17 protein-coding genes and 5 tRNA genes are annotated in these 21240 nt (G+C 59.5%); 15 read left to right on the forward strand and 7 right to left on the reverse strand.

The genetic code is table 11. From position 1 onward, the window contains the following. Positions 1-48: 48 nt before the first annotated feature. The gene (locus tag CCX46_RS10135; RefSeq protein WP_102900938.1) at positions 49-543 is read right to left on the reverse strand and encodes a PAAR domain-containing protein; all 495 of its coding nucleotides are present in this window, start codon (positions 541-543) and stop codon (positions 49-51) included. Between the two features lie 210 nt (positions 544-753). Here CCX46_RS10135 and CCX46_RS10140 point away from each other — a divergent pair, with 210 nt between their 5' ends. Next, positions 754-2277, forward strand: a complete 1524-nt coding sequence (locus CCX46_RS10140; protein ID WP_116255283.1) for a nucleobase:cation symporter-2 family protein — start codon at positions 754-756, stop codon at positions 2275-2277. Positions 2278-2505: 228 nt separating this feature from the next. On the opposite strand, the gene CCX46_RS10145 is transcribed toward CCX46_RS10140, so the two are convergent. Continuing rightward, a tRNA-Asn gene (locus CCX46_RS10145) sits at positions 2506-2581 on the reverse strand. A gap of 219 nt (positions 2582-2800) precedes the next feature. On the opposite strand from CCX46_RS10145, the gene CCX46_RS10150 reads away from it, so the two are divergent. Beyond that, positions 2801-3031 (forward strand): hypothetical protein, encoded by a 231-nt coding sequence (locus tag CCX46_RS10150; protein WP_127926567.1) that lies wholly within the window; start codon positions 2801-2803, stop codon positions 3029-3031. Here the strand turns inward: CCX46_RS10150 and CCX46_RS10155 are convergent. Then, positions 3028-3228, reverse strand: a complete 201-nt coding sequence (locus CCX46_RS10155) for a hypothetical protein (RefSeq protein ID WP_016983541.1) — start codon at positions 3226-3228, stop codon at positions 3028-3030. The genes CCX46_RS10150 and CCX46_RS10155 overlap by 4 nt on opposite strands. A gap of 226 nt (positions 3229-3454) precedes the next feature. Further along, positions 3455-4651: an amino acid aminotransferase gene (locus CCX46_RS10165; RefSeq protein WP_038363598.1), complete on the reverse strand. Its 1197-nt coding sequence runs from the start codon at positions 4649-4651 to the stop codon at positions 3455-3457. Positions 4652-4988: 337 nt separating this feature from the next. Here CCX46_RS10165 and uvrB point away from each other — a divergent pair, with 337 nt between their 5' ends. Then, entirely contained in the window at positions 4989-7004 is a 2016-nt protein-coding gene (uvrB, locus tag CCX46_RS10170; protein ID WP_007913411.1) for an excinuclease ABC subunit UvrB, read from the forward strand. 114 nt (positions 7005-7118) lie between these two features. Here uvrB and CCX46_RS10175 read toward each other — a convergent pair whose 3' ends face one another. Both CCX46_RS10175 and CCX46_RS10180 read right to left on the reverse strand, forming a co-directional pair. After that, the gene (locus CCX46_RS10175; RefSeq protein WP_177413897.1) at positions 7119-8609 is read right to left on the reverse strand and encodes an MDR family MFS transporter; all 1491 of its coding nucleotides are present in this window, start codon (positions 8607-8609) and stop codon (positions 7119-7121) included. Between the two features lie 49 nt (positions 8610-8658). Further along, positions 8659-9708, reverse strand: a complete 1050-nt coding sequence (locus CCX46_RS10180; RefSeq protein ID WP_127926569.1) for an HlyD family secretion protein — start codon at positions 9706-9708, stop codon at positions 8659-8661. Positions 9709-9936: 228 nt separating this feature from the next. On the opposite strand from CCX46_RS10180, the gene gltX reads away from it, so the two are divergent. The 12 genes from gltX (at position 9937) to CCX46_RS10240 (ending at position 19488) form a co-directional block, all read left to right on the forward strand. Then, on the forward strand, positions 9937-11418 hold the full coding sequence (gltX, locus tag CCX46_RS10185) for a glutamate--tRNA ligase (RefSeq protein WP_099758525.1): 1482 nt from the start codon (positions 9937-9939) through the stop codon (positions 11416-11418). A gap of 203 nt (positions 11419-11621) precedes the next feature. Then, positions 11622-11697, forward strand: a tRNA-Ala gene (locus tag CCX46_RS10190). Between the two features lie 79 nt (positions 11698-11776). Beyond that, positions 11777-11852, forward strand: a tRNA-Glu gene (locus CCX46_RS10195). A gap of 53 nt (positions 11853-11905) precedes the next feature. Then, positions 11906-11981: transfer RNA gene (locus CCX46_RS10200), tRNA-Ala, on the forward strand. 80 nt (positions 11982-12061) lie between these two features. Beyond that, positions 12062-12137: transfer RNA gene (locus tag CCX46_RS10205), tRNA-Glu, on the forward strand. A gap of 182 nt (positions 12138-12319) precedes the next feature. Continuing rightward, a complete protein-coding gene (locus tag CCX46_RS10210; protein ID WP_007913421.1) occupies positions 12320-12859 on the forward strand; it encodes a TetR/AcrR family transcriptional regulator in 540 nt (179 codons plus the stop codon). Between the two features lie 30 nt (positions 12860-12889). Continuing rightward, positions 12890-13723, forward strand: coding sequence for an alpha/beta fold hydrolase (locus CCX46_RS10215; RefSeq protein WP_127926570.1), 834 nt, complete (start codon positions 12890-12892; stop codon positions 13721-13723). 46 nt (positions 13724-13769) lie between these two features. Further along, positions 13770-14219, forward strand: coding sequence for an acyl-CoA thioesterase (locus tag CCX46_RS10220; protein WP_127926571.1), 450 nt, complete (start codon positions 13770-13772; stop codon positions 14217-14219). Between the two features lie 158 nt (positions 14220-14377). Further along, entirely contained in the window at positions 14378-15337 is a 960-nt protein-coding gene (locus CCX46_RS10225) for a tRNA dihydrouridine synthase (protein ID WP_116031011.1), read from the forward strand. A gap of 121 nt (positions 15338-15458) precedes the next feature. Further along, complete coding sequence (locus tag CCX46_RS10230) at positions 15459-15905, forward strand: Hsp20 family protein (RefSeq protein ID WP_127926572.1); 447 nt, start codon at positions 15459-15461, stop codon at positions 15903-15905. Between the two features lie 188 nt (positions 15906-16093). Then, positions 16094-16789, forward strand: coding sequence for a DUF1266 domain-containing protein (locus tag CCX46_RS10235; protein ID WP_127926573.1), 696 nt, complete (start codon positions 16094-16096; stop codon positions 16787-16789). Further along, positions 16786-19488, forward strand: coding sequence for a DUF805 domain-containing protein (locus CCX46_RS10240; RefSeq protein ID WP_127926574.1), 2703 nt, complete (start codon positions 16786-16788; stop codon positions 19486-19488). Before CCX46_RS10235 ends, CCX46_RS10240 begins: the two co-directional genes overlap by 4 nt. On the opposite strand, the gene CCX46_RS10245 is transcribed toward CCX46_RS10240, so the two are convergent. After that, positions 19485-21176 (reverse strand): molecular chaperone HscC, encoded by a 1692-nt coding sequence (locus tag CCX46_RS10245; protein ID WP_127926575.1) that lies wholly within the window; start codon positions 21174-21176, stop codon positions 19485-19487. The genes CCX46_RS10240 and CCX46_RS10245 overlap by 4 nt on opposite strands. Positions 21177-21240 lie beyond the last annotated feature (64 nt).

The raw sequence follows: 21240 nt of genomic DNA on the forward strand, positions 1-21240 counted from the left end.
CTGGTTACAGCTCCTTTCAGGTGAATTCAGCCGCTGGTTTTTTTCTGCTCAGGCTAGGTCGTCAGGCTCCAGATGCAGCATTTCGCTCGCGCGGGTCGACACTCTTTGAGTCAGTCCGCGCTCATTGGTGACACCGCGGATTACCTTGCCCGACGCGGTGGTGATCTTGTAAGCGAAGTCGGGTACGGGCTCGCCATCGGCGTCCAGCAACGTGAACTGTTCGTCGAAACCCAAGTTGATCGGCGGAACGGGGCTGATCGCTGCGCCACCGCCGCTCTGGCCAATGATGACGGTGCCGGAACCGCCGACGATAACGTCGCCGTGGCTGCCCAGGCTGCCTTGCGTGGCGGCGTTTTTACCATTGATGAAAACGGTCGCGGAAATGTTGCCGCTGATGGAGCTGCCGCAAGAGGCGGGGTCGCCGAGGCGCGCGGCTGGCAAACCATCGAAGAATACGTCGGGGGAGCCGGCAACTATTTTCTGTGCCGCATGGGCAGGGCATGTCGTGGCATCTGTTGCGCGTGCAGCGGGCTTTCCACTCATGGTGATGTCCTTTTCTTGCCCGGCAGCGGGCATCCATTAATCCGTACGGCGTGGTGCTTGATCCTGCCACGTGATAGGGGAGCACTCAAGTGGTCAGGCCGTTTGAGTGATGAGTAACCCTCCGCTGTTTTTTTGTATACAAAACCATGGACACTTGTCGCGAGTTTTGAATACAGTGTGCGCATAACAAAAACCAGGGAACCCCCCACCATGAAAACGCCCCATGTTTCACACCAACGGCCCGAGGACGAAAATCTCGGGGTCGGCGCGAATATGGCTTACGGCCTGCAACATGTTCTGACCATGTACGGCGGTATCGTTGCGGTGCCACTGATCATCGGCCAGGCGGCCGGCCTGTCGCCGGCAGACATAGGTTTGTTGATTGCTGCTTCATTGTTTGCGGGGGGGCTGGCGACACTGCTGCAAACCCTGGGTCTACCGTTTTTTGGCTGTCAATTGCCGCTGGTGCAGGGCGTGTCGTTCTCCGGCGTGGCGACCATGGTCGCGATCGTCAGCAGTGGTGGGGAGGGCGGCTTTCAATCTGTGCTCGGCGCGGTGATAGCGGCGTCCTTGATAGGTCTGCTGATCACGCCGGTGTTCTCGCGAATCACCAAGTTCTTCCCGCCACTGGTTACCGGCATCGTGATCACCACCATCGGCTTGACGCTGATGCCAGTGGCCGCACGCTGGGCGATGGGCGGCAACAGCCATGCGCCGGACTTCGGCAGCATGCAAAACATCGGTCTGGCGGCGGTCACGCTGGTATTGGTGCTGCTGCTGAGCAAGGTCGGCAGCTCGACCATCTCGCGTCTGTCGATCCTGTTGGCCATGGTGATCGGCACGGTGCTGGCGGTGTTCCTCGGCATGGCAGACTTCTCCAACGTCACCACTGGCCCGATGTTCGGCTTCCCGACGCCGTTCCATTTCGGCATGCCGACCTTCCACTTCGCCGCGATCCTGTCGATGTGCATCGTGGTCATGGTGACGCTGGTAGAAACGTCGGCAGACATTCTGGCGGTCGGTGAAATCATTGGCACCAAGGTCGATTCCAAGCGTCTGGGCAACGGTCTGCGGGCGGACATGCTGTCGAGCATGTTTGCGCCGATCTTCGGCTCGTTCACCCAGAGTGCTTTCGCCCAGAACGTCGGGCTGGTGGCGGTCACCGGGATCAAGAGCCGTTACGTGGTGGCCACTGGCGGGATCTTCCTGGTGATCCTTGGCCTGCTGCCGTTCATGGGCCGCGTCATCGCGGCGGTGCCGACGTCGGTACTCGGCGGCGCCGGTATCGTGCTGTTCGGTACCGTGGCGGCCAGCGGCATCCGTACGCTGTCGAAAGTTGATTACCGCAACAACGTCAACCTGATCATCGTCGCTACTTCGATCGGTTTCGGCATGATCCCGATTGCTGCGCCGAACTTCTACGATCATTTCCCGAGCTGGTTCGCGACCATTTTCCACTCGGGCATCAGCTCGTCGGCGATCATGGCGATCCTGCTCAACCTGGCGTTCAACCACTTCACCGCCGGTAACTCGGATCAACAGTCGGTATTTGCCGCAGCGGAAGAGCGCACCCTGCGTTATCGCGATCTGGCGGCGCTGCGTGAAGGTGATTACTTCAGCGACGGCAAGCTGCATGACTGCGACGGCAAGGAAGTGCCGGTGATCGAGCCGGATGATCACGATCATGGGCAGGGTGCGCCGAAGGTGCAGGTGAAGAGTAGCGAGCACGTCTGACGGCTGACTCTAAATAAAAAGGGCCGATCTGTTAAACACAGATCGGCCCTTTTTCATTTCAAGATCAAAAGATCGCAGCCTTCGGCAGCTCCTACACAGATCTCATACTCCGCCGATTCTGCGGATGAACGCTGAATCTGTAGGAGCTGCCGAAGGCTGCGATCTTCTGATCTTTTCCATCGCCCACAAAAAAGCCCCTGAATCTTTCGATTCAGGGGCTTTGCTATTTGGCTCCACAACCTGGACTCGAACCAGGGACCCAATGATTAACAGTCATTTGCTCTACCAACTGAGCTATTGCGGAATTGGTGCGTATGTTACTGATTCAAAAAGAGAAGTCAAGCACCGGTTGCAAAAATGAGTGAATTTTCGGGATGGATGGTGGTTTGTCAGCGATTGGCGGTTACCAGAACCGTAGCAGAGGTCTACCATGGCCGCCCGGAAGTGGTCACACGCGCTGCCGGCCATTCGCCGCAAAGGTACGCGCCATGAATCATTCAAACCGCAACAACGAGGTGCTCGCATGAGCATCGCGCAAATCAGCTTGCCCAAAGGCGTCGGCCCACACGCCGAAAAACTCTTGGATGCAATCACCCAGGCCAGTACCGCCGAGGAATTGAACCGCGCGGGCGGTAAGGCTGAAGGTTTTGTCCTGGGTCTTGAAAGCACCAAGGCGATCAAAAGCCAGATCGCCGAATCGCTGTACGTCGTCTATGACGATGCCGCGACTCAGCGCGCGACTGAACTGGCTTAACTGCCGAAGGTGATAGTGCCCAGCATCAGTTTGGCGTAGGCCGCAGTGGCTGCCAGTTGCACCAGCCACAGCGCCAGGCCACCCAGAAACACCCCGGCGGCGACTTGCAGCACCAGGCTTTTTTCGCGTTTGGCCGAGGCGCGGGGGATGAAATCATCCAGGTCGTCACGGTCGGCACGCAGGTTGTCGTTTTTCATATGGGGTCTCTTCAGAAATCTCGGGTGTACACAAAACCTGTAGGAGTGAGCCTGCTCGCGATAGCGTCGTGTCAGCCGAAGCTTCATTACCTGACATGCCGCTATCGCGAGCAGGCTCACTTCTACAGTTTGGATTTGTGTGCAGTCTAGAGGTTATGGGCGCTGTTCATCAGGCAAATAAAAACGGGAAGCCCAAAGGCTTCCCGTTTTTCATCACGCGGCGAAATCAGATGACCTGAACAATCGCATCCGTCACAGCCTTGATGTTGCTCTGGTTCAGCGCTGCTACACAGATACGGCCGGTATCCAGTGCGTAAATGCCGAACTCGTTACGCAGGCGATGCACTTGTTCAGTGGTCAGGCCCGAGTAAGAGAACATGCCGCGCTGACGACCAACGAAGCTGAAATCGCGGCCCGGTGCTTTCTCGGCCAGCAGGGCAACCATCTGCTCACGCATGCCGCGAATGCGCAGACGCATTTCAGCCAGTTCCGCTTCCCACTGCGCACGCAGTTCCGGGCTGTTCAACACCGCAGCAACGATGCTTGCACCGTGGGTCGGCGGGTTGGAGTAGTTGGTACGGATCACGCGTTTGACCTGCGACAGCACGCGCGCGCTTTCTTCTTTCGATTCGCTGATGATCGACAGCGCACCCACGCGCTCGCCGTACAGCGAGAACGACTTGGAGAACGAGCTCGAGACGAAGAAAGTCAGACCGGATTCAGCGAACAGGCGCACGGCAGCGGCGTCTTCGTCGATACCGTCGCCAAAACCTTGATAGGCCATGTCGAGGAACGGCACGTGACCTTTGGCTTTAACCACTTCCAGTACGTTGTTCCAGTCCGCCGGGGTCAGGTCGACGCCGGTCGGGTTGTGGCAGCACGCATGGAGGATAACGATCGAGCCGTTCGGCAGGGCGTTGAGGTCTTCGAGCATGCCGGCACGGTTAACGTCGTGGGTGGCAGCGTCGTAGTAACGGTAGTTCTGCACCGGGAAACCGGCGGTTTCGAACAGCGCGCGGTGGTTTTCCCAGCTCGGGTCGCTGATCGCCACAACGGCGTTCGGCAGCAGTTGCTTGAGGAAGTCGGCACCGATTTTCAGGGCGCCGGTCCCGCCGACGGCCTGAGTGGTGATGACGCGACCGGCGCTGATCAGCGGCGAGTCGTTGCCGAACAGCAGCTTTTGCACGGCCTGGTCGTAGGCAGCGATGCCATCGATCGGCAGGTAACCGCGCGAAGCGTGTTGAGCGACGCGAATCGTCTCGGCTTCGATCACGGCGCGCAGAAGTGGAATTCGCCCCTCTTCGTTGCAGTAAACACCCACGCCCAGGTTGACCTTGGTGGTCCGGGTATCGGCGTTGAATGCTTCGTTGAGGCCCAGGATTGGATCGCGGGGTGCCATTTCGACAGCGGAGAACAGGCTCATTATTGCGGCGGCTCTGAATGGAGAGTGGAGGGACGTGTCGCGCTCCAGCCGGATGCACTAGAGCGGTGCACAAACGGGGAGCTAGTATAGAGGCCATTACGGAACAATGGCGACAGGCGATTCGGCTTTTAGGGTAAGTTTTTCCGATTATTTCTTGACCGTTAGTCGACTGCTCGTGTCAGAGTCTTTAGTGGATGTAGGACGTTTGCCTTGAAAGAGCGGGCAATCGCCACCACATTGAGCACAATCCAGGTTTTTTCTTGCGCGACACCGGTCGTTTGCGGTCGTCCCCGTGGTGCTCCGCTTTGCTCGGAATGCCGCGATCCCAGAGGTGTATATGTCCGAATTCCAGCTCGTCACCCGCTTCGAGCCCGCCGGCGACCAGCCGGAAGCCATCCGCCAATTGGTGGAGGGCATCGAGGCCGGGCTGGCGCACCAGACGCTGCTCGGTGTGACCGGCTCGGGCAAGACCTTCAGCATCGCCAATGTCATCTCGCAGATACAGCGCCCGACGCTGGTATTGGCGCCGAACAAGACCTTGGCCGCGCAGTTGTACGGCGAGTTCAAGGCGTTCTTCCCGAACAACGCCGTCGAGTATTTCGTCTCCTACTACGACTACTATCAGCCTGAAGCCTATGTGCCGTCGTCCGACACCTTCATCGAGAAGGATGCGTCGATCAACGACCACATCGAGCAGATGCGTCTGTCAGCAACCAAAGCGCTGCTCGAGCGCAAGGACGCGATCATCGTCACCACGGTGTCGTGCATCTACGGTCTCGGTAGCCCGGAAACCTATCTGAAGATGGTGCTGCACGTCGATCGCGGCGACAAACTCGACCAGCGCGCATTGCTGCGGCGTCTGGCCGACTTGCAGTACACCCGCAATGACATGGATTTTGCCCGCGCGACCTTCCGTGTGCGCGGCGATGTCATCGACATTTACCCGGCGGAATCCGATCTGGAAGCGATTCGCATCGAGCTGTTCGATGACGAGGTCGAAAGCATTTCCGCATTCGACCCGCTGACCGGCGAAGTCATCCGCAAGATGCCGCGCTTCACCTTTTACCCGAAGAGCCACTATGTGACGCCACGGGAAACCCTGCTCGACGCCATCGAACACATCAAGGTCGAACTGCAGGAACGCCTCGAATACCTGCGCAGCAACAACAAACTGGTGGAAGCCCAGCGCCTTGAACAGCGCACCCGTTTCGACCTGGAAATGATCCTCGAACTGGGTTACTGCAACGGTATCGAAAACTACTCGCGCTACCTGTCCGGGCGTCCGGCCGGTGCCGCGCCGCCAACGCTCTACGATTATCTGCCGGCCGACGCTTTGCTGGTGATCGACGAATCCCACGTCAGCGTGCCGCAGGTCGGCGCGATGTATAAGGGCGACCGTTCGCGTAAGGAAACACTGGTTGAATACGGTTTCCGTTTGCCGTCGGCGCTGGACAATCGGCCAATGCGTTTTGACGAGTGGGAAGGGGTCAGCCCGCAGACCATTTTTGTCTCTGCGACACCAGGCAACTACGAAGCCGAGCACGCCGGGCGCGTGGTCGAGCAAGTGGTGCGGCCGACCGGTCTGGTCGACCCGCAGGTAGAAGTGCGGCCGGCGCTGACTCAGGTCGACGACCTGCTCTCGGAAATCAGCAAACGTGTGGCGGTCGAGGAACGGGTGCTGGTCACCACGCTGACCAAGCGCATGGCCGAAGACCTTACCGATTACCTCGCCGACCACGGTGTGCGCGTACGTTATTTGCACTCGGACATAGACACCGTCGAGCGCGTGGAAATCATCCGTGATCTGCGCCTCGGCACCTTTGACGTGCTGGTGGGTATCAACCTGCTGCGTGAAGGCCTGGACATGCCGGAAGTGTCGCTGGTGGCGATTCTTGATGCGGACAAGGAAGGCTTCCTGCGTTCCGAGCGCTCGCTGATCCAGACCATCGGCCGGGCGGCGCGTAACCTCAATGGTCGGGCGATTCTCTACGCTGACCGCATGACCGGTTCGATGGAGCGAGCGATTGGCGAGACCGAGCGTCGTCGCGACAAGCAGATCGCCTTCAACCTGGAAAACGGCATCACCCCACGCGGGGTGATCAAGGACGTTGCCGACATCATGGAAGGCGCCACCGTGCCAGGCTCGCGCAGCAAGAAGCGCAAAGGCATGGCCAAAGCGGCCGAAGAGAACGCCAAATACGAAGCCGAACTGCGCTCGCCGAGCGAGATCACCAAACGCATTCGTGCGCTGGAAGAGAAGATGTATCAGCTGGCGCGGGATCTGGAGTTTGAAGCGGCGGCGCAGATGCGCGATGAGATTGCCAAGCTGCGCGAGCGGCTATTGGCTGTTTGATCTCTAGCGCCGGACAGGGCCTCTTCGCGAGCAGGCTCGCTCCCACATTGGAATTGTGTCGTTCACAAATCCCCTGTGGGAGCGAGCCTGCTCGCGAATGGCGGCGACTCGGTCTTAATGAGACTCCCCAGCCTTCAATCCTTGTGGCAATTTTTTGGTCAACAAAACCGCCAGCATGCTGATCCCCAACGCAATCCCGACAAAGTGAAACGCATCGTTGTAAGCCATGATCGCCGCCTGCTGATGGACGATCTCGCTCAACTTGCCCAACGCCGCCGTGTCACTGCCAAACCGATCGGTCATCGATGCCAGTCGCTCGGCCACCTGCGGATTGGTCGGCACCACCGCTTCACGCAGATAATCGAAGTAAGTCTTGGTGCGCGCATCCAGCAGCGTCGCCAGCAGAGCAATGCCAATCGCACCGCCGAGGTTACGCAGAATATTGAACAGACTCGACGCCGACCCCGCATCCTGCGGCAGGATGTACGCCGTGGCGATCAGCGAAATGGTCACCATGATCAACGGCTGGCCCAGTGCGCGGATGATCTGGATCTGATTGAACTGCGGCCCGGCAAAATCCGGGTTGAGCACCCCCGACGAAAAACTCGCCAGACCAAACAAACCAAACCCCAGCGTGCACAGCCATTTCGGCGAAACAAACTTCATCAGCTTCGGCACCAGCGGAATCAGAAACAGCTGCGGCACGCCCATCCACATGATCACTTCGCCGATCTGCAGGGCGTTGTAGTTCTGAATCTGCGCCAGATACAGCGGCAACAAATAGATCGAACCGTACAGTCCTACACCCATGCCCAGGCTGGAAATACTCGATAAACCAAAGTTGCGATTGCGCAGGATTCCCAAGTTGATCAGTGGATTCGGTTTGGAGATCTGCACGATCACAAAGGTGACCAGGCTCACTAGCGCAATGCTGCCCAGCGTCACGATCAGGCTCGATTCCAGCCAGTCCTTGCGATGACCCTCTTCAAGAAACACCTGCAAGCACCCGAGGCCGATGCCCAGCGTGAGGATGCCGGTGTAGTCGGTGCTTTTCAGTAATTCCCAGTGCGCTTCTTTCTTTTCCAGCCCGTACATCAACCCGGCGATCATGATCAGGCCCGGCGGAATGTTGATATAGAAGATGTATTCCCAACCCCAGTTTTCCGTGAGCCAGCCGCCCAGCGTCGGGCCGATGGACGGCGCGAAGGTCGCGGTCATGGCGAACATCGCCATGCCTTTGGCGCGGTGGTGTTCGGGGAGTTTGATCAGGGTCAGGGTGAACGCCAGCGGGATCAGCGCGCCGCCGGTGAAACCCTGCATGGCGCGGAAGACGATCATGCTCTCCAGGCTCCAGGCCATCGAGCACAGCAGCGATGACAGCAGAAAGCCCAGCGACACCCACACCGCCAGACGGCGCGCCGACAGCAGCTGCACCAGCCACGCGGTCAGCGGGATCATGATGATTTCCGCGACCAGATACGAGGTGGAAATCCACGAGCCTTCTTCCAGCGTTGCCGACAGCGCGCCCTGAATATCTTTCAGCGACGAGTTGGTGATCTGAATGTCGAGCACCGCCATAAAGGCGCCGAGCATCACGCTCATCACCGCAATCCAATCGCGCCGGGTCGGCTCGCCGACCGGGCGGATCAGCGAATCACCGGCCATTGTCCGGGGCGTCTTTGATGTTCACGGTGGCGGTGACGGACATGCCCGGACGGATCTTGCCGTGCAGCGGGTTGTCGGCCTTGAAAGTCAGTTTCACCGGAATCCGCTGTACGACTTTGGTGAAGTTACCGGTGGCGTTGTCCGGCGGCAGCAGGCTGAACTGTGCGCCGGACGCGGCGAACAGACTATCGACCCGCGCTTCGATCGGCGTATCGCCATAGGCATCGAAGGTCAGCTCGGCTTTTTGGCCGGGTTGCATATGACCGATCTGGGTTTCCTTGAAGTTGGCCTGCACCCAGATGTCTTCGTCCGGGACGATCGACAGCAGATAAGCACCGGCCTGCACCACTTGACCATTGCGCGCGGCGCGCTGGCCGACCAGACCGCTGATCGGCGCGTGGATTTCGCTGCGAGTCAGGTTGAGTTCGGCTTGCGCGAGATCGGCGCGGGCGTTGGCAATCTGCGCGTCGAGGCGTTTGATTTCCGCGTTCAGGGCGTTGACCTGTTGGCGCTGGCCTTGCGCATCAGCCTGCGCCTTGGCCACTTGCGAGCGAGCAATGTGGGCGTCGGCGGAGAGGGTGGTCACCCGTTCTTCGGAAACATAGCCGGGTTTGCGCAGGGTTTCGGCACGCGACAAATCCATCTGCGAGCGGCCGAGGGTAGCTTGGGTGGTCGCCACTTGCGCATCACTGGAAGCAATCAGACTGGCTTGCTGAGTCAATTTGCTTTGCGCTTGCAGGCGTTCCGCTTCGCGGGTGGCGAGGGCGGCATTGGCGCGATCGATGGCCAGGCGGAAATCATTGGGTTCGAGGCGCACCAGTAACTGGCCTTTTTCGACGTGCTGATTGTCCTGTACCAGCACTTCGTCGATGCGCGCGCTCAACTGGCTCGACACACGGGTGATTTCGCCCTGGACATAAGCGTTGTCGGTGCTTTCATAGAAGCGTCCCTTGAAAAACCAATGGGCGAAAAAGCCCCCGGCGATCAGCAGGACGAGCAGCAGGAAAATCAACAGGCGACGCTTGAGTTGGGCAGGCATGGGCAAACTGTAGTCGAGGAATTGTAAGGAAAGTTATCAGCAGGCGAATCTGGCATACAGCCGATCAACGGTAAATGCCATCCGCTGATATTTGCCCATTCACCACGACTTACCGGCGTTCCAGAGGCAAACTTGGCTTAAATGCCCTGCCTGCTGGAGCGGGGCGGGTGTCGCCTGTTACCATTCGCCGCTTGATTGTTTTGCTTTTCATTCTTTTCGAGACATGCCATGACCACCGTCCGCACTCGCATCGCGCCATCGCCTACCGGGGATCCCCATGTAGGTACCGCTTACATCGCATTATTCAACTACTGCTTTGCCAAGCAGCATGGCGGTGAGTTCATCCTGCGGATCGAAGACACCGACCAGTTGCGTTCGACCCGCGAGTCCGAACAGCAGATCTTCGACGCCCTGCGCTGGCTGGGTATCGACTGGAGCGAAGGCCCGGACGTCGGCGGCCCGCACGGCCCGTATCGCCAGAGCGAGCGCGGTGACATCTACCAGAAGTACTGCCAGCAACTGGTCGACATGGGCCACGCGTTCCCATGCTTCTGCACAGCTGAGGAGCTGGATCAGATGCGCGCCGAGCAAATGGCCCGCGGCGAAACTCCACGTTACGACGGCCGCGCACTGCTGCTGTCGAAAGAAGAAGTCGCGGCCCGTCTGGCCGCCGGCGAACCCCACGTGATCCGCATGAAAGTGCCGAGTGAAGGCGTTTGCGTGGTGCCGGACATGCTCCGTGGCGATGTCGAGATCCCGTGGGATCGCATGGACATGCAAGTGCTGATGAAGACCGACGGCCTGCCGACGTACTTCCTCGCCAACGTCGTCGACGACCATTTGATGGGCATCACCCACGTGCTGCGCGGCGAAGAGTGGCTGCCATCGGCGCCAAAACTGATCCTGCTTTACGAATACTTCGGCTGGGAACAACCGGAGCTGTGCTACATGCCGCTGCTGCGTAACCCGGACAAGAGCAAGCTGTCCAAGCGCAAGAACCCGACCTCGGTGACGTTCTACGAGCGCATGGGCTTCATGCCTGAGGCGATGCTCAACTACCTCGGTCGCATGGGTTGGTCGATGCCGGACGAGCGCGAGAAGTTCTCGCTGCAGGAAATGGTCGACAATTTCGACCTCAAGCGTGTGTCCCTTGGCGGGCCGATCTTCGACATCGAGAAGCTGTCGTGGCTCAACGGCCAGTGGCTGCGTGATCTGCCGGTGGAAGAGTTCGCCAGCCGTCTGCAAACCTGGGCATTGAACCCGGAATACATGATGAAGATCGCGCCGCTGGTTCAGGGTCGCGTCGAAACCTTCAGTCAGGTTGCACCGCTGGGCGGGTTCTTCTTCGCTGGTGGCGTCAATCCGGATGCCAAGTTGTTCGAATCGAAGAAACTCTCCGGCGATCAGGTTCGGCAGTTGATGCAGTTGATCCTGTGGAAGCTGGAAAGCCTGCGTCAGTGGGAGAAGGACAACATCACTGCGACCATTCAGGCTGTGGTCGAATCGCTGGAGTTGAAACTGCGCGATGCGATGCCGCTGATGTTCGCTGCGATCACTGGTCAGGCGAGTTCGGTGTCGGTGCTCGACGCCATGGAAATCCTCGGCCCGGATCTGACCCGTTATCGTCTGCGTCAGGCGATTGACCTACTGGGCGGCGTGTCGAAGAAAGAAAACAAAGAGTGGGAAAAGCTGCTGGGCGCTATCGCTTAAGCACGCCTGACTCTGCAGGAACCACCGAAGGCCGGGATCTTTTGATTCCGGCCTTCGGCGTTGTTCCCCCCGAATTTACGGGGGAGGGCGGTAAGTGATTGTTATGCCGACGAAAAACTTTGAAAAATTTCAAAAATAAGTTTGACAGGCTTTCGATACGCCCTTAAGATTCGCCCCGTCCTCAGCGATGACATCAACGATGAGGGGCTATAGCTCAGCTGGGAGAGCGCCTGCATGGCATGCAGGAGGTCAACGGTTCGATCCCGTTTAGCTCCACCAATTTACACTTCGAAGCCTGGCCACACCGGCTTCGAAGCGATCAACACTCAGCGTTGATCAGTTGTATAGAAGGGTTTGCGTCCCCTTCGTCTAGTGGCCTAGGACACCGCCCTTTCACGGCGGTAACAGGGGTTCGAGTCCCCTAGGGGACGCCAGTTTTACAGAAGCGATGTTGCAAGATGTCGCTCCGCCGCGAGGCGAAAAATCCGGGGCTTTAGCTCAGCTGGGAGAGCGCCTGCATGGCATGCAGGAGGTCAGCGGTTCGATCCCGCTAAGCTCCACCAATTTTACACGTTCAAGGTCTGGCCACACCGGCCTTGAATCGATCAGTTCTCAGCGCTGATCAGTTGTATAGAAGGTTTGTGTCCCCTTCGTCTAGTGGCCTAGGACACCGCCCTTTCACGGCGGTAACAGGGGTTCGAGTCCCCTAGGGGACGCCACGATTACCCGCTCTGCGGGATTTTATAAGGGTCATTCAATTATTGAATGGCCCTTTTGTTTGTCTGGCGTTTGGCCAACTCTCCTTTTTCCTTACACTGTGCTTCAGACCAGCGGTCATATCCTTGACTTGCAGAATATTATTATGCGAATAATATTCTAGTCGTAATATTCGGAGGCAACGATGAACGATAAAAAAGCTCAAACCCGCGAACGCATCCTTAAGGCTGCCAGCGCCGCACTGATTCAGCGTGGCCCGGCCGACCCGAGCGTGGGCGAAGTGATGGGCGCAGCCGGCCTCACCGTCGGTGGCTTCTACGCGCACTTCGAAAGCAAGGACGCAATGATGCTCGAAGCGTTCAAGCAATTGCTCGGCCGCCGCCGCGACCTGATTGCCGACATGGATGCCGAACTGACCGGCGAAGAGCGCCGCGCCCTGGTCGCTGCGTTCTACCTGTCGCGCAAGCATCGTGATTCCAGTGACGCGGCATGTCCGATTCCAGCTTCGATCGGCGAATTGGGCCGTTTGCCGGAGTCGTTCCGCATCGCGCTGAACGAGCACCTGGAATTGATGATTGCGCAGTTGGCGTCCAGCCCTGAGGACACCGACAAAGCCTTGGCCGATGTGGCCTTGATGGTGGGTGGTCTGGCACTTGCAAGAGCGCTCGGCCCGGGAGATTTATCCGATCGATTGCTGCGCGCTGCCAAGTCGGCGGTGCGTTGACCTGAAGGCAGCACGCCTGAGGAGAGAGCGATGAACACGTTGAAGTGGATTCGTGGCGTTAATGGCACCTTGGGCTGGATTGCACCGAAACGGGTTGCGAGCAAAATGCGTCTGGCGTTCATGACGCCGCGCACGTTGCCACTGCGCGATTGGGAGTTGCCGCTGCTGGCAAGTTCCGAGCGGATCACTTTGCGCTTCGGTCTCTCGGCGCTGCGCTGGGGCCAAGGCCCGGCGGTGTTGCTGATGCACGGCTGGGAAGGGCGGCCAACTCAGTTCGCCGCGCTGATCACCGCGCTGGTCGACGCCGGTTATACCGTCGTCGCGCTCGATGGTCCGGCCCACGGACGTTCGCCGGGGCGTGAAGCCAATGTCGTGTTGTTCGCCCGGGCGATGCTCGAAGCGGCTGCCGAGCTGCCGCCACTGCAAGCGGTCATCGGTCATTCCATGGGCGGCGCCAGCGCCATGCTCGCCGTGCAATTGGGCTTGCGCACCGAAACCCTCGTCAGCATCGCCGCGCCTGCGCGCATTCTTGGCGTACTGCGCGGATTTGCTCGCTACGTTGGTATGCCGCCTCGGGCCCGTTCCGCTTTCATTCGCCAGGTCGAGCAAGATGTCGGCATGCGCGCCGCGACTCTCGACGTTGCCCACTATCAACTGGATATGCCCGGCCTGATCGTGCATGCCGAGGACGACAACTTCGTCTCGGTCAAGGAATCGCAACTGATCCACGAATCCTGGTTCGACAGTCGCCTGTTGCGCCTTGAAGGCGGCGGTCATCAGCGCGTGCTGGCCGACCCTCGAGTGGTTGATGGCGTGTTATCACTGCTGGCCGGCCGCAGCCTTCAGGCGCGCCAATCGGCCTGAGCTCCGTTACACTGCCCCGGTTGAATACATTGACCGGGAGTGGGGCATGGGCTGGGATCGGGCAACGCCGTTTACCATTGATCTGCAAGTAGGCGCCGAGGACATCGACGGGCTGGGCCACGCGAACAACGCGGTGTACGTGACCTGGCTCGAACGCTGCGCCTGGCGCCACTCGCAGCGTCTGGGTCTGGATCTGGTCGAGTATCGGCGACTGGATCGGGCGATGGCCGTAGTCCGTCACGAGATCGATTATCTCGCTGCGGCCTATGAAGGCGATGAACTGCAATTGGCGACCTGGATCGTTGATTGGGATCAGCGTCTGAAGATGACCCGGCATTTCCAGCTCAAGCGCCCGAGCGACAACACCACGCTGCTGCGCGCGCAAACCACGTTTGTCTGCATTGAACTCTCCACGGGCAAGCCCAAGCGCATGCCGGCCGAGTTCATCGAGGGCTATGGCCCGGCGATCCAGATCCCGGAATCTGCCCGAATCTAAACTGTAGGAGTGAGCCTGCTCGCGATAGCGGTGTGTCAGCCAACATATGCCTCACTGACACACCGCTATCGCGAGCAGGCTCGCTCCCACAAGGTTTCTGCGATTTCTTGCGATATCCAGTAAACTGCCGCACGTTTTTCTTCAAGTAGTGTTTTCCCATGCAAATTGCTCTGGCGCCCATGGAGGGGTTGGTCGACGACATTCTCCGCGACGTGCTGACCCGCGTTGGCGGCATCGACTGGTGCGTGACCGAATTCATTCGGGTCAACGATCAGTTGCTCACGCCGGCCTATTTCCACAAGTTCGGCCCTGAGCTGCTCAACGGCGCGCGTACCGCATCTGGCGTGCCATTACGCGTGCAATTGCTCGGTTCCGATCCGGTGTGCCTGGCGGAAAACGCTGCACTGGCCTGCGAACTCGGTTCTGAAGTCATTGACTTGAACTTCGGCTGCCCGGCCAAGACCGTCAACAAATCTCGTGGTGGTGCGGTTCTGCTCAAGGAGCCGGAACTGCTCAATCAGATCGTCGAACACGTGCGTCGCGCCGTACCCGCGCATATTCCTGTGACCGCAAAGATGCGCCTGGGCTTCGATAGCCCCGACGGTTCGCTGGTCTGCGCCACGGCATTGGCTGAGGGCGGCGCCGAGCACATTGTGGTTCACGCCCGAACCAAGATGGATGGCTACAAACCGCCCGCACACTGGGAGTGGATTCCGCGTGTGCAGGACGTGGTCAAAGTCCCGGTGTTCGCCAACGGTGATATCTGGAGCGTCGAAGACTGGCGTCGTTGCCGCGAGATCAGTGGCGTGGAGGACATCATGCTCGGTCGCGGTCTGGTGTCGCGCCCGGATCTGGCCAAACAGATCGCTGCCGCCCGCGCTGGCGAAGAAGTGGTCGAGATGACGTGGGCCGAGCTGATGCCGCTGATCCAGGACTTCTGGTTGCAAGCCAAAGCGCAGATGACTGCGCGCCAATCGCCGGGCCGTTTGAAGCAATGGCTGGCCATGCTGACGCGCAATTATCCCGAGGCCACCGAGCTGTTCACTGTTCTGCGCCGTGAGACGGAACCGGATCACGTCTCGCGTTTGCTCGGTCTGCCGGTCGCCGAAGCGGCCTGAAAAAAATCTGCAAATAGTCTCTTGAAATCATTTCAGCGGTCCCTATCTAAGGGTTACGCGATGCCGAATTCGGGTCGCGGAGTCAAAAAAACTTGCTGATTGTTTTCAGGAGATTTGAACCATGAGTACTGCATTTTCCCTCGCGCCACTGTTCCGTTCCTCGGTAGGTTTCGACCGTTTCAACGACCTGTTCGAAACTGCCCTGCGCAACGAGCCAGGCAGCAGCTACCCACCTTACAACGTCGAAAAGCACGGTGATGACCAGTACCGTATCGTCGTTGCCGCCGCCGGTTTCCAGGAAGATGACCTGGAGCTGCAAGTCGAAAAAGGTGTGCTGACCATCAGTGGTGGCAAGCGTGATGCCAACGAAGGCGTGACCTTCCTGCACCAGGGCATCGCCCAGCGTGCGTTCAAGCTGTCCTTCCGTCTGGCCGATCACATCGAGATCAAGGCTGCCGATCTGAAAAACGGTCTGCTGAGCATCGACCTGTTGCGCGTGATCCCGGAAGAAGCGAAAGCCAAACGCATCCCGATCAACGGGACGCAGAAGCCGGCGCTGCAGCACTGAGTCATGAGCCGCAACACAATCGCCTGAACCGGCGATGAGCCGCTGAATGAAGGCCCCGATACGTCGGGGCCTTTTTTGTGCGCGCAAGAAAAGCGCTGTGCGACTTTGCCGCTGGCGGCGGTTTCTCTACAATCCGCCGCAGTTTTGCCGACCCCCATTCCTCACCGGTCGGCCTGGAGCCTTTTTTCATGGACGAGATTCAACAGCGCTGGCTGTGCGCCCTGTCTGCGCCAATGGCGGCGATCAATACCGGTGCCAGCTACGACGACCCGGCGTTCTGCAATGATCGCTACATCGATCTGCAGGACAGTTGGGGGATCGATGACCGTGGGCAATTGTTCGACATGCTCGAGCGGATGACCGACGACGGCCATGCCAAGCACCTCAGCGCGGCCTACTTGGCGTGGCAGCGTTGTCTGCCAAGTGAATGGCAGGCTCTGCTAGACGACCTGAGTCCCCGCGAACGCATCCTGCATGAGTTTGCCAGTCGCACGTTCGGCAGTTGCGGGCCGGGTGGGATTTTGTCCTGGGACTATGGCCGCATGGGTTTTCTCTTGCGCTGTGCGGTGCGCAATCAGTGGGTCGACCTGGACGAAAGCAACTGGCTGCACAGTCGTTTGGCCCTCAGAGCGCAATTTCACTACGGTAGCTGGATGGCTTACTTCGACGGCTTTGTCGTGGGCCGGACCTTTTGGTCCTGCCTGAGCGCCAGCGACGATGAGCTGGCGCGCGAACTCGATCGACAAGGCGCCAACGCCCTTAACGTGCGGATTGCCCGTGGGCTTGCCGAAAACATCCCTCGGTTCCTTGCTGATTTGCCGTGGCATATGGAAATCGATTTGCCGCCACGCCCGGCATCGCTCAAGGAGTTCGACTGGTCATGAGTTGCTGGATCCGCCTGGGCATCGAGCCTACTAACGACGAAAACCTTATCCGCAACGCCTACCGTGCACGTTTGCCGGCGCATCACCCGGAGACCGACCCGCAAGGCTTCCAGGCGCTGCGCGCGGCCTACGAAAACGCCCTGCGTCTGGCGCGTGAGGAAGAGGAAGAAGAGCCTGAGGACGAGTACCAGTCCCAAGCCTCTGAGCAACATGTGGTTGAGGTCCCTCCGGTATTCGGGGAGTTCTGCGAGCTGCTGGATGATCCCGCGCGTCGGTTCAATTTCGCCGCGTGGCAGTTATTTGTCCGAGGGCTGGATGAGCTGTCGCTGGACGTGCTCGATGAAGTCAGCTGGGGCCTGTACCACCGGATGGCCGACGCCGGTCCGTTGTCGTACCGCTGCGCGAATCTGTTGGCCAAGCGTATGGCCTGGGATCAACAGTTGCTGGATCTGGGCTTCGACGACGCGCATCAGGTGGGGTTCTTTCTCCAGCGAATCGAAACGCCGGATCCGTTCGATACGGATCTGATGAGCACATGGTCAGAGGCAGCCCAGACTGAATCGCTGTGGTACGCCCGTAGCCTCGACTTCATCTTCAACCAGCGTCCACTGCAGGAGTTCGCCGACTTCGCCAGTCAGCACACCTGCCTGCCGTTGCCGGAGGATGCCGCGTTCCTCAAGCGGCTGCTGGTGCAGTTCACTCAGGCAGGTATCGGCGGCCCGACGTTTTTGCAGTGCTGTGTCGAACAGCAGCTTGCCGCACCGGATGATGTCGACTGGCTTTATCTGCTGGCGTGTCAGAGCAGTCTGCTGGGCCGGGACGATCAGGCATTGCCGTGCTGGATCCGGCTGTGGAACGAGCATCGCCATCCGATGGCGGAAAGTCGTCTGCTGGAGCTCTGCGCCAAGCGCCAGCCGACTTTTCTGCCCCTGTTGATTCAGGCATTCGATCGCCTGCAGGGCGTCTGTGACTGGCCAGAGGATCTTGGCGATGACGCCCAGGTGCATGGCTGTCCGTCACAACACCCCGAGACGCTGAACCGTTGGCTGGGTGTCGGACGGTTAAAGCTTGAGAGCCTTGCGCAAAGCTTTGTCGATTGGCGCATGAGCGGTGATGAGCTGCCCTTGCTCGCGCAATTGCTGGGCGAAAATTCTGATAGCCGATTGCTGCATTTGTACCGCCACGCCTGGGCGCTGCATCGCGGTGATACGGCGTTGTTGCAGCAGATTGTGGATGCGCCGCTGCCCATTGATGCCCTCGAAAGCCTGGTGATGAGCGGATTCAAGTATCAGGCCGCGCAACACCTGCGCTGGCTGAACGAGGCACCGATAGCGCTGGCCATGAGTGCTTTCTGCGATGCGCATTCAAGTGCCCGGCCATTGCCGCAGGTGCTGACAAAAGGTGAGCCGCACAAAGTCTGTCGTCTGTGGTTGTGTCGCTTGCGGCCTTACAGCGACGCTGCGCTGGAACGACTGGCAGACGCGTTCACGCTGGCCGCGGTCAAAGATGATTGCGACTTGTCCGAACTCGATTTGATTCTGCAGTTGAGCCGGCGCGGGATTCAGTTGCCACCGGTCGGGCTGGGTGAGGCCACCTGGGAGTGGCACGCGCAGACCTTGTTCTTGCTGGCATTGCTGGAACAACCCGAACGCTGGCTGCAAATGATGGATGCGCAGTGCGTGGAGCGCCTGCCTTTCAATCCGGCCCATCCCTTGAGTCGCCTGCAACCTTTGTTGCGGCGCTTGCAGCGTGAGCAAGGCCACTGCGCCGGCTTGCTCGGATGGCTGCAGGGCAGTGACCCGGTGCACGGCTTGTTGGTGCAGCAATTGTTCAGCGTACAGCAGGCACTCGACAGCGCGCGATTGCCGGCCAATACCCTGCTTTACACCTGCCTCGAAAGTGATCGTGCGGCATGCGGCGACGATTTGCTGGGTTTGATGATGTTCTGGGGCGTGCTCTATCACGACCCGAGCCTAAGTGCCGAACAGCATCGCGCATTGTTGCAGTCGATCGCGGCGGTCAGCTGCGAGGACGATTGGTTCGAAGGCTTCCGCGACGGTTTGATCAAAGGCGAACCGGTGTGGCCGCCGCGCAAAGTGCTGACCGATTTTGGCGTCGACAAACTGCTGGCGTATGAAGCGCTGGATGCGCTCAAGGGCTTGATTCGCTATGGCGCTGCCGGGGTGCCGAAAACGCGCGTCCTGCGCCAACTGCAACAGGGCAAGGACGATGTGCAGAACAGTGTCGGGTTGCGCCTGGCCCTGTGCGCGATATTGTCCTGGTCGGAACGATTACTGTTGGCGAAAAGCGATGTGCAGCCGGTACCGGCGAGAGCGATCTGGCGTCTCGGCTCGCGGTTGGGGCGCAAGGCTTTTATCGCTCAGGTCTTGGGGTGTTTGGTGATTGCGCCGGTGGCGGGGTTGATCAGTGGCACTACGGGCGCTGGCATTCTTATCCTGCTATTGGGCGTGCTGCTGGTGTTCGGCGCTATTCTGCGCCGCTTGCACGACATGGGCCGGGGCATTCCGACGTTGCTGATCTTCATGGCGCTGACGCCGGTTCTGCCATTTTTGCCGTTGGTGTTGTTCGGGCTTGCCGGTGACAAGTTGCCCAACCGCTATGGTGTGCCGCCGGACAGCGGCGATTCCGAGATGCTGTCCGGCGGCTTGCAGGCTGCCTTGCGGCGACTCAACGGCTAGAGGCGCAGTTGATCCAGCGCCTTGTTCAGCTCTGAGCGATGGCTGGCAATCTCCGAGGGTTGCTGGCCGCCGAGCACGGTAGTGAAGTTGTGCAGCCATTCGGCAATGTGCTCGCGTTGCGTGCCGAGGCTTTGCATCCATGCCCGCTCCAGGCGGGCCAGCAACGTGCGGTTGGGCAACGCATCGCGCGGATGGACTTTCAGTGTCGACAGCCGGTTATGGCTGTCGCGACGTGCTTGCTCATTCAGACCGGCGGGGCTGCGGTCGATGCTGTGACTGTGGCGCTCACCGGTTTCGAGCAGGGTGACGTCCACCTCGAGCAAACCGTTGATGTCATAGCTGAAGCGTACATCCAGCTCCTGGATGTGTTCAGTGGGCGTCAACGTCACATCGAAAGCATCAATCAGAATGTTGTCGCAAACCCACGGCCGTTCACCCTGATAGACGGCGATGCGCAGCACTGTTTGCTTAGGTTGGGTGGTGTAATAGCGCTCCACCCTTGACGTCGGAATGATGGTGTTACGTTCGATGATGGGCGAGAAGGCACCTTTGATGTCTTCGCCACGCATGGTCGCAATCCCCAGCGTATACGGGCAGACATCCGTCAGAATCAACTCTTCAACCGCACCGTCGCGCGCCTTGCACGCCGCTTGCGTCGCCGCCCCCAGCGCAACAATCGTGTCCGGATCAAGATGCCGGTAAGGCAGGCGTCCGAACAGCGTGGCGACCATTTGCTGGACTGCCGGCATGCGCGTGGCGCCGCCGACCAGCACCAGGCTGTCGAGGTCGCGAGGTTTTAGGCGAGCATCGCGCAAGGCCTGTTCGATCGGCGCGCGCAAACGCGCCAGCAGCGGCTCCCAGATTTTTACCGCCGCCGCTTCGTCCAGAGACCATTCAAACGTCTTGTCAGCGTGACGCCAACTCAGTTGTTGAATGCCTTCACCGAGTTTGCATTTGAGCTGCTCAAGCGCATCACCGAGGCTGGCCATGCTTTGCGCATCGACCATGGCCGGGGTCAGTTGCCAGTGTTTCAGGCAGGCCTGCAACAGCGCGGCGGTGAAGTCTTCGCCACCGAGAAAGTTGTCGCCGGTGGAGGCGTGCACTTCGATCAGTGGCAAAGCGTATTCCAGCACCGTGACATCGAAGGTGCCGCCGCCCAGATCGAAGATCAGCGTGCGTTCGAATTTCTGCTCATGCAGCCCGTAAGCCATGGCCGCAGCGGTCGGCTCGTTGATCAGGCGTGTCACCGAGAGCCCGGCCAGTTCGGCGGCAAACAGCGTGCGTTTGCGTTGTTCGTCGCTGAAATACGCCGGGACGGAAATCACCGCTTCTGCAACCGGGTGGCCGAGAAAGGCTTCGGCGTCCTGCTTGAGTGAGCCGAGCACCAGCGCCGACAACTCTTCGGGGCTGAACTGACGTGTGCCGAGCTGGACTTGTTTGTCGCTGCCCATGAAACGCTTGAATGCTGCAGCGGTTCGTTCCGGGTGCGTGGTCAGGCGGGCGCGGGCGGCTTTGCCGACCAGAATCGTGTCGTCTTCATCGAGGCTGACCACCGAAGGCGTCAGCACATCGCCCAGAGCGTTGGGAATCAGGCGGGCCTGACTGTCCTGCCAGACGGCAATCAGACTGTTGGTGGTGCCAAGGTCGATGCCCAGCAGAGCCGGGCGGGGGAGGGATGCATCCTGCATGACAGATCTCGAAACGGCGCAAAAAACGCGACCCTACAGGTTGCCGCAAATCGTGGCAATTGCG

Origin of the sequence: Pseudomonas sp. RU47 (assembly GCF_004011755.1) — a bacterium.
Classification (GTDB): domain Bacteria; phylum Pseudomonadota; class Gammaproteobacteria; order Pseudomonadales; family Pseudomonadaceae; genus Aquipseudomonas.

Bases quoted from the DNA above. Each gene is read 5' to 3' on its own strand.
- CCX46_RS10225 (WP_116031011.1), top strand. From the start codon at position 14,378: ATGCAAATTGCTCTGGCGCCCATGGAGGGGTTGGTCGACGACATTCTC.
- CCX46_RS10230 (WP_127926572.1), top strand. From the start codon at position 15,459: ATGAGTACTGCATTTTCCCTCGCGCCACTGTTCCGTTCCTCGGTAGGT.
- CCX46_RS10210 (WP_007913421.1), top strand. From the start codon at position 12,320: ATGAACGATAAAAAAGCTCAAACCCGCGAACGCATCCTTAAGGCTGCC.
- CCX46_RS10220 (WP_127926571.1), top strand. From the start codon at position 13,770: ATGGGCTGGGATCGGGCAACGCCGTTTACCATTGATCTGCAAGTAGGC.
- CCX46_RS10150 (WP_127926567.1), top strand. From the start codon at position 2,801: ATGAGCATCGCGCAAATCAGCTTGCCCAAAGGCGTCGGCCCACACGCC.
- CCX46_RS10165 (WP_038363598.1), bottom strand. From the start codon at position 4,651: ATGAGCCTGTTCTCCGCTGTCGAAATGGCACCCCGCGATCCAATCCTG.
- CCX46_RS10180 (WP_127926569.1), bottom strand. From the start codon at position 9,708: ATGCCTGCCCAACTCAAGCGTCGCCTGTTGATTTTCCTGCTGCTCGTC.
- CCX46_RS10155 (WP_016983541.1), bottom strand. From the start codon at position 3,228: ATGAAAAACGACAACCTGCGTGCCGACCGTGACGACCTGGATGATTTC.
- CCX46_RS10245 (WP_127926575.1), bottom strand. From the start codon at position 21,176: ATGCAGGATGCATCCCTCCCCCGCCCGGCTCTGCTGGGCATCGACCTT.
- CCX46_RS10135 (WP_102900938.1), bottom strand. From the start codon at position 543: ATGAGTGGAAAGCCCGCTGCACGCGCAACAGATGCCACGACATGCCCT.
- CCX46_RS10235 (WP_127926573.1), top strand. From the start codon at position 16,094: ATGGACGAGATTCAACAGCGCTGGCTGTGCGCCCTGTCTGCGCCAATG.
- uvrB (WP_007913411.1), top strand. From the start codon at position 4,989: ATGTCCGAATTCCAGCTCGTCACCCGCTTCGAGCCCGCCGGCGACCAG.
- CCX46_RS10215 (WP_127926570.1), top strand. From the start codon at position 12,890: ATGAACACGTTGAAGTGGATTCGTGGCGTTAATGGCACCTTGGGCTGG.
- CCX46_RS10140 (WP_116255283.1), top strand. From the start codon at position 754: ATGAAAACGCCCCATGTTTCACACCAACGGCCCGAGGACGAAAATCTC.
- CCX46_RS10240 (WP_127926574.1), top strand. From the start codon at position 16,786: ATGAGTTGCTGGATCCGCCTGGGCATCGAGCCTACTAACGACGAAAAC.
- gltX (WP_099758525.1), top strand. From the start codon at position 9,937: ATGACCACCGTCCGCACTCGCATCGCGCCATCGCCTACCGGGGATCCC.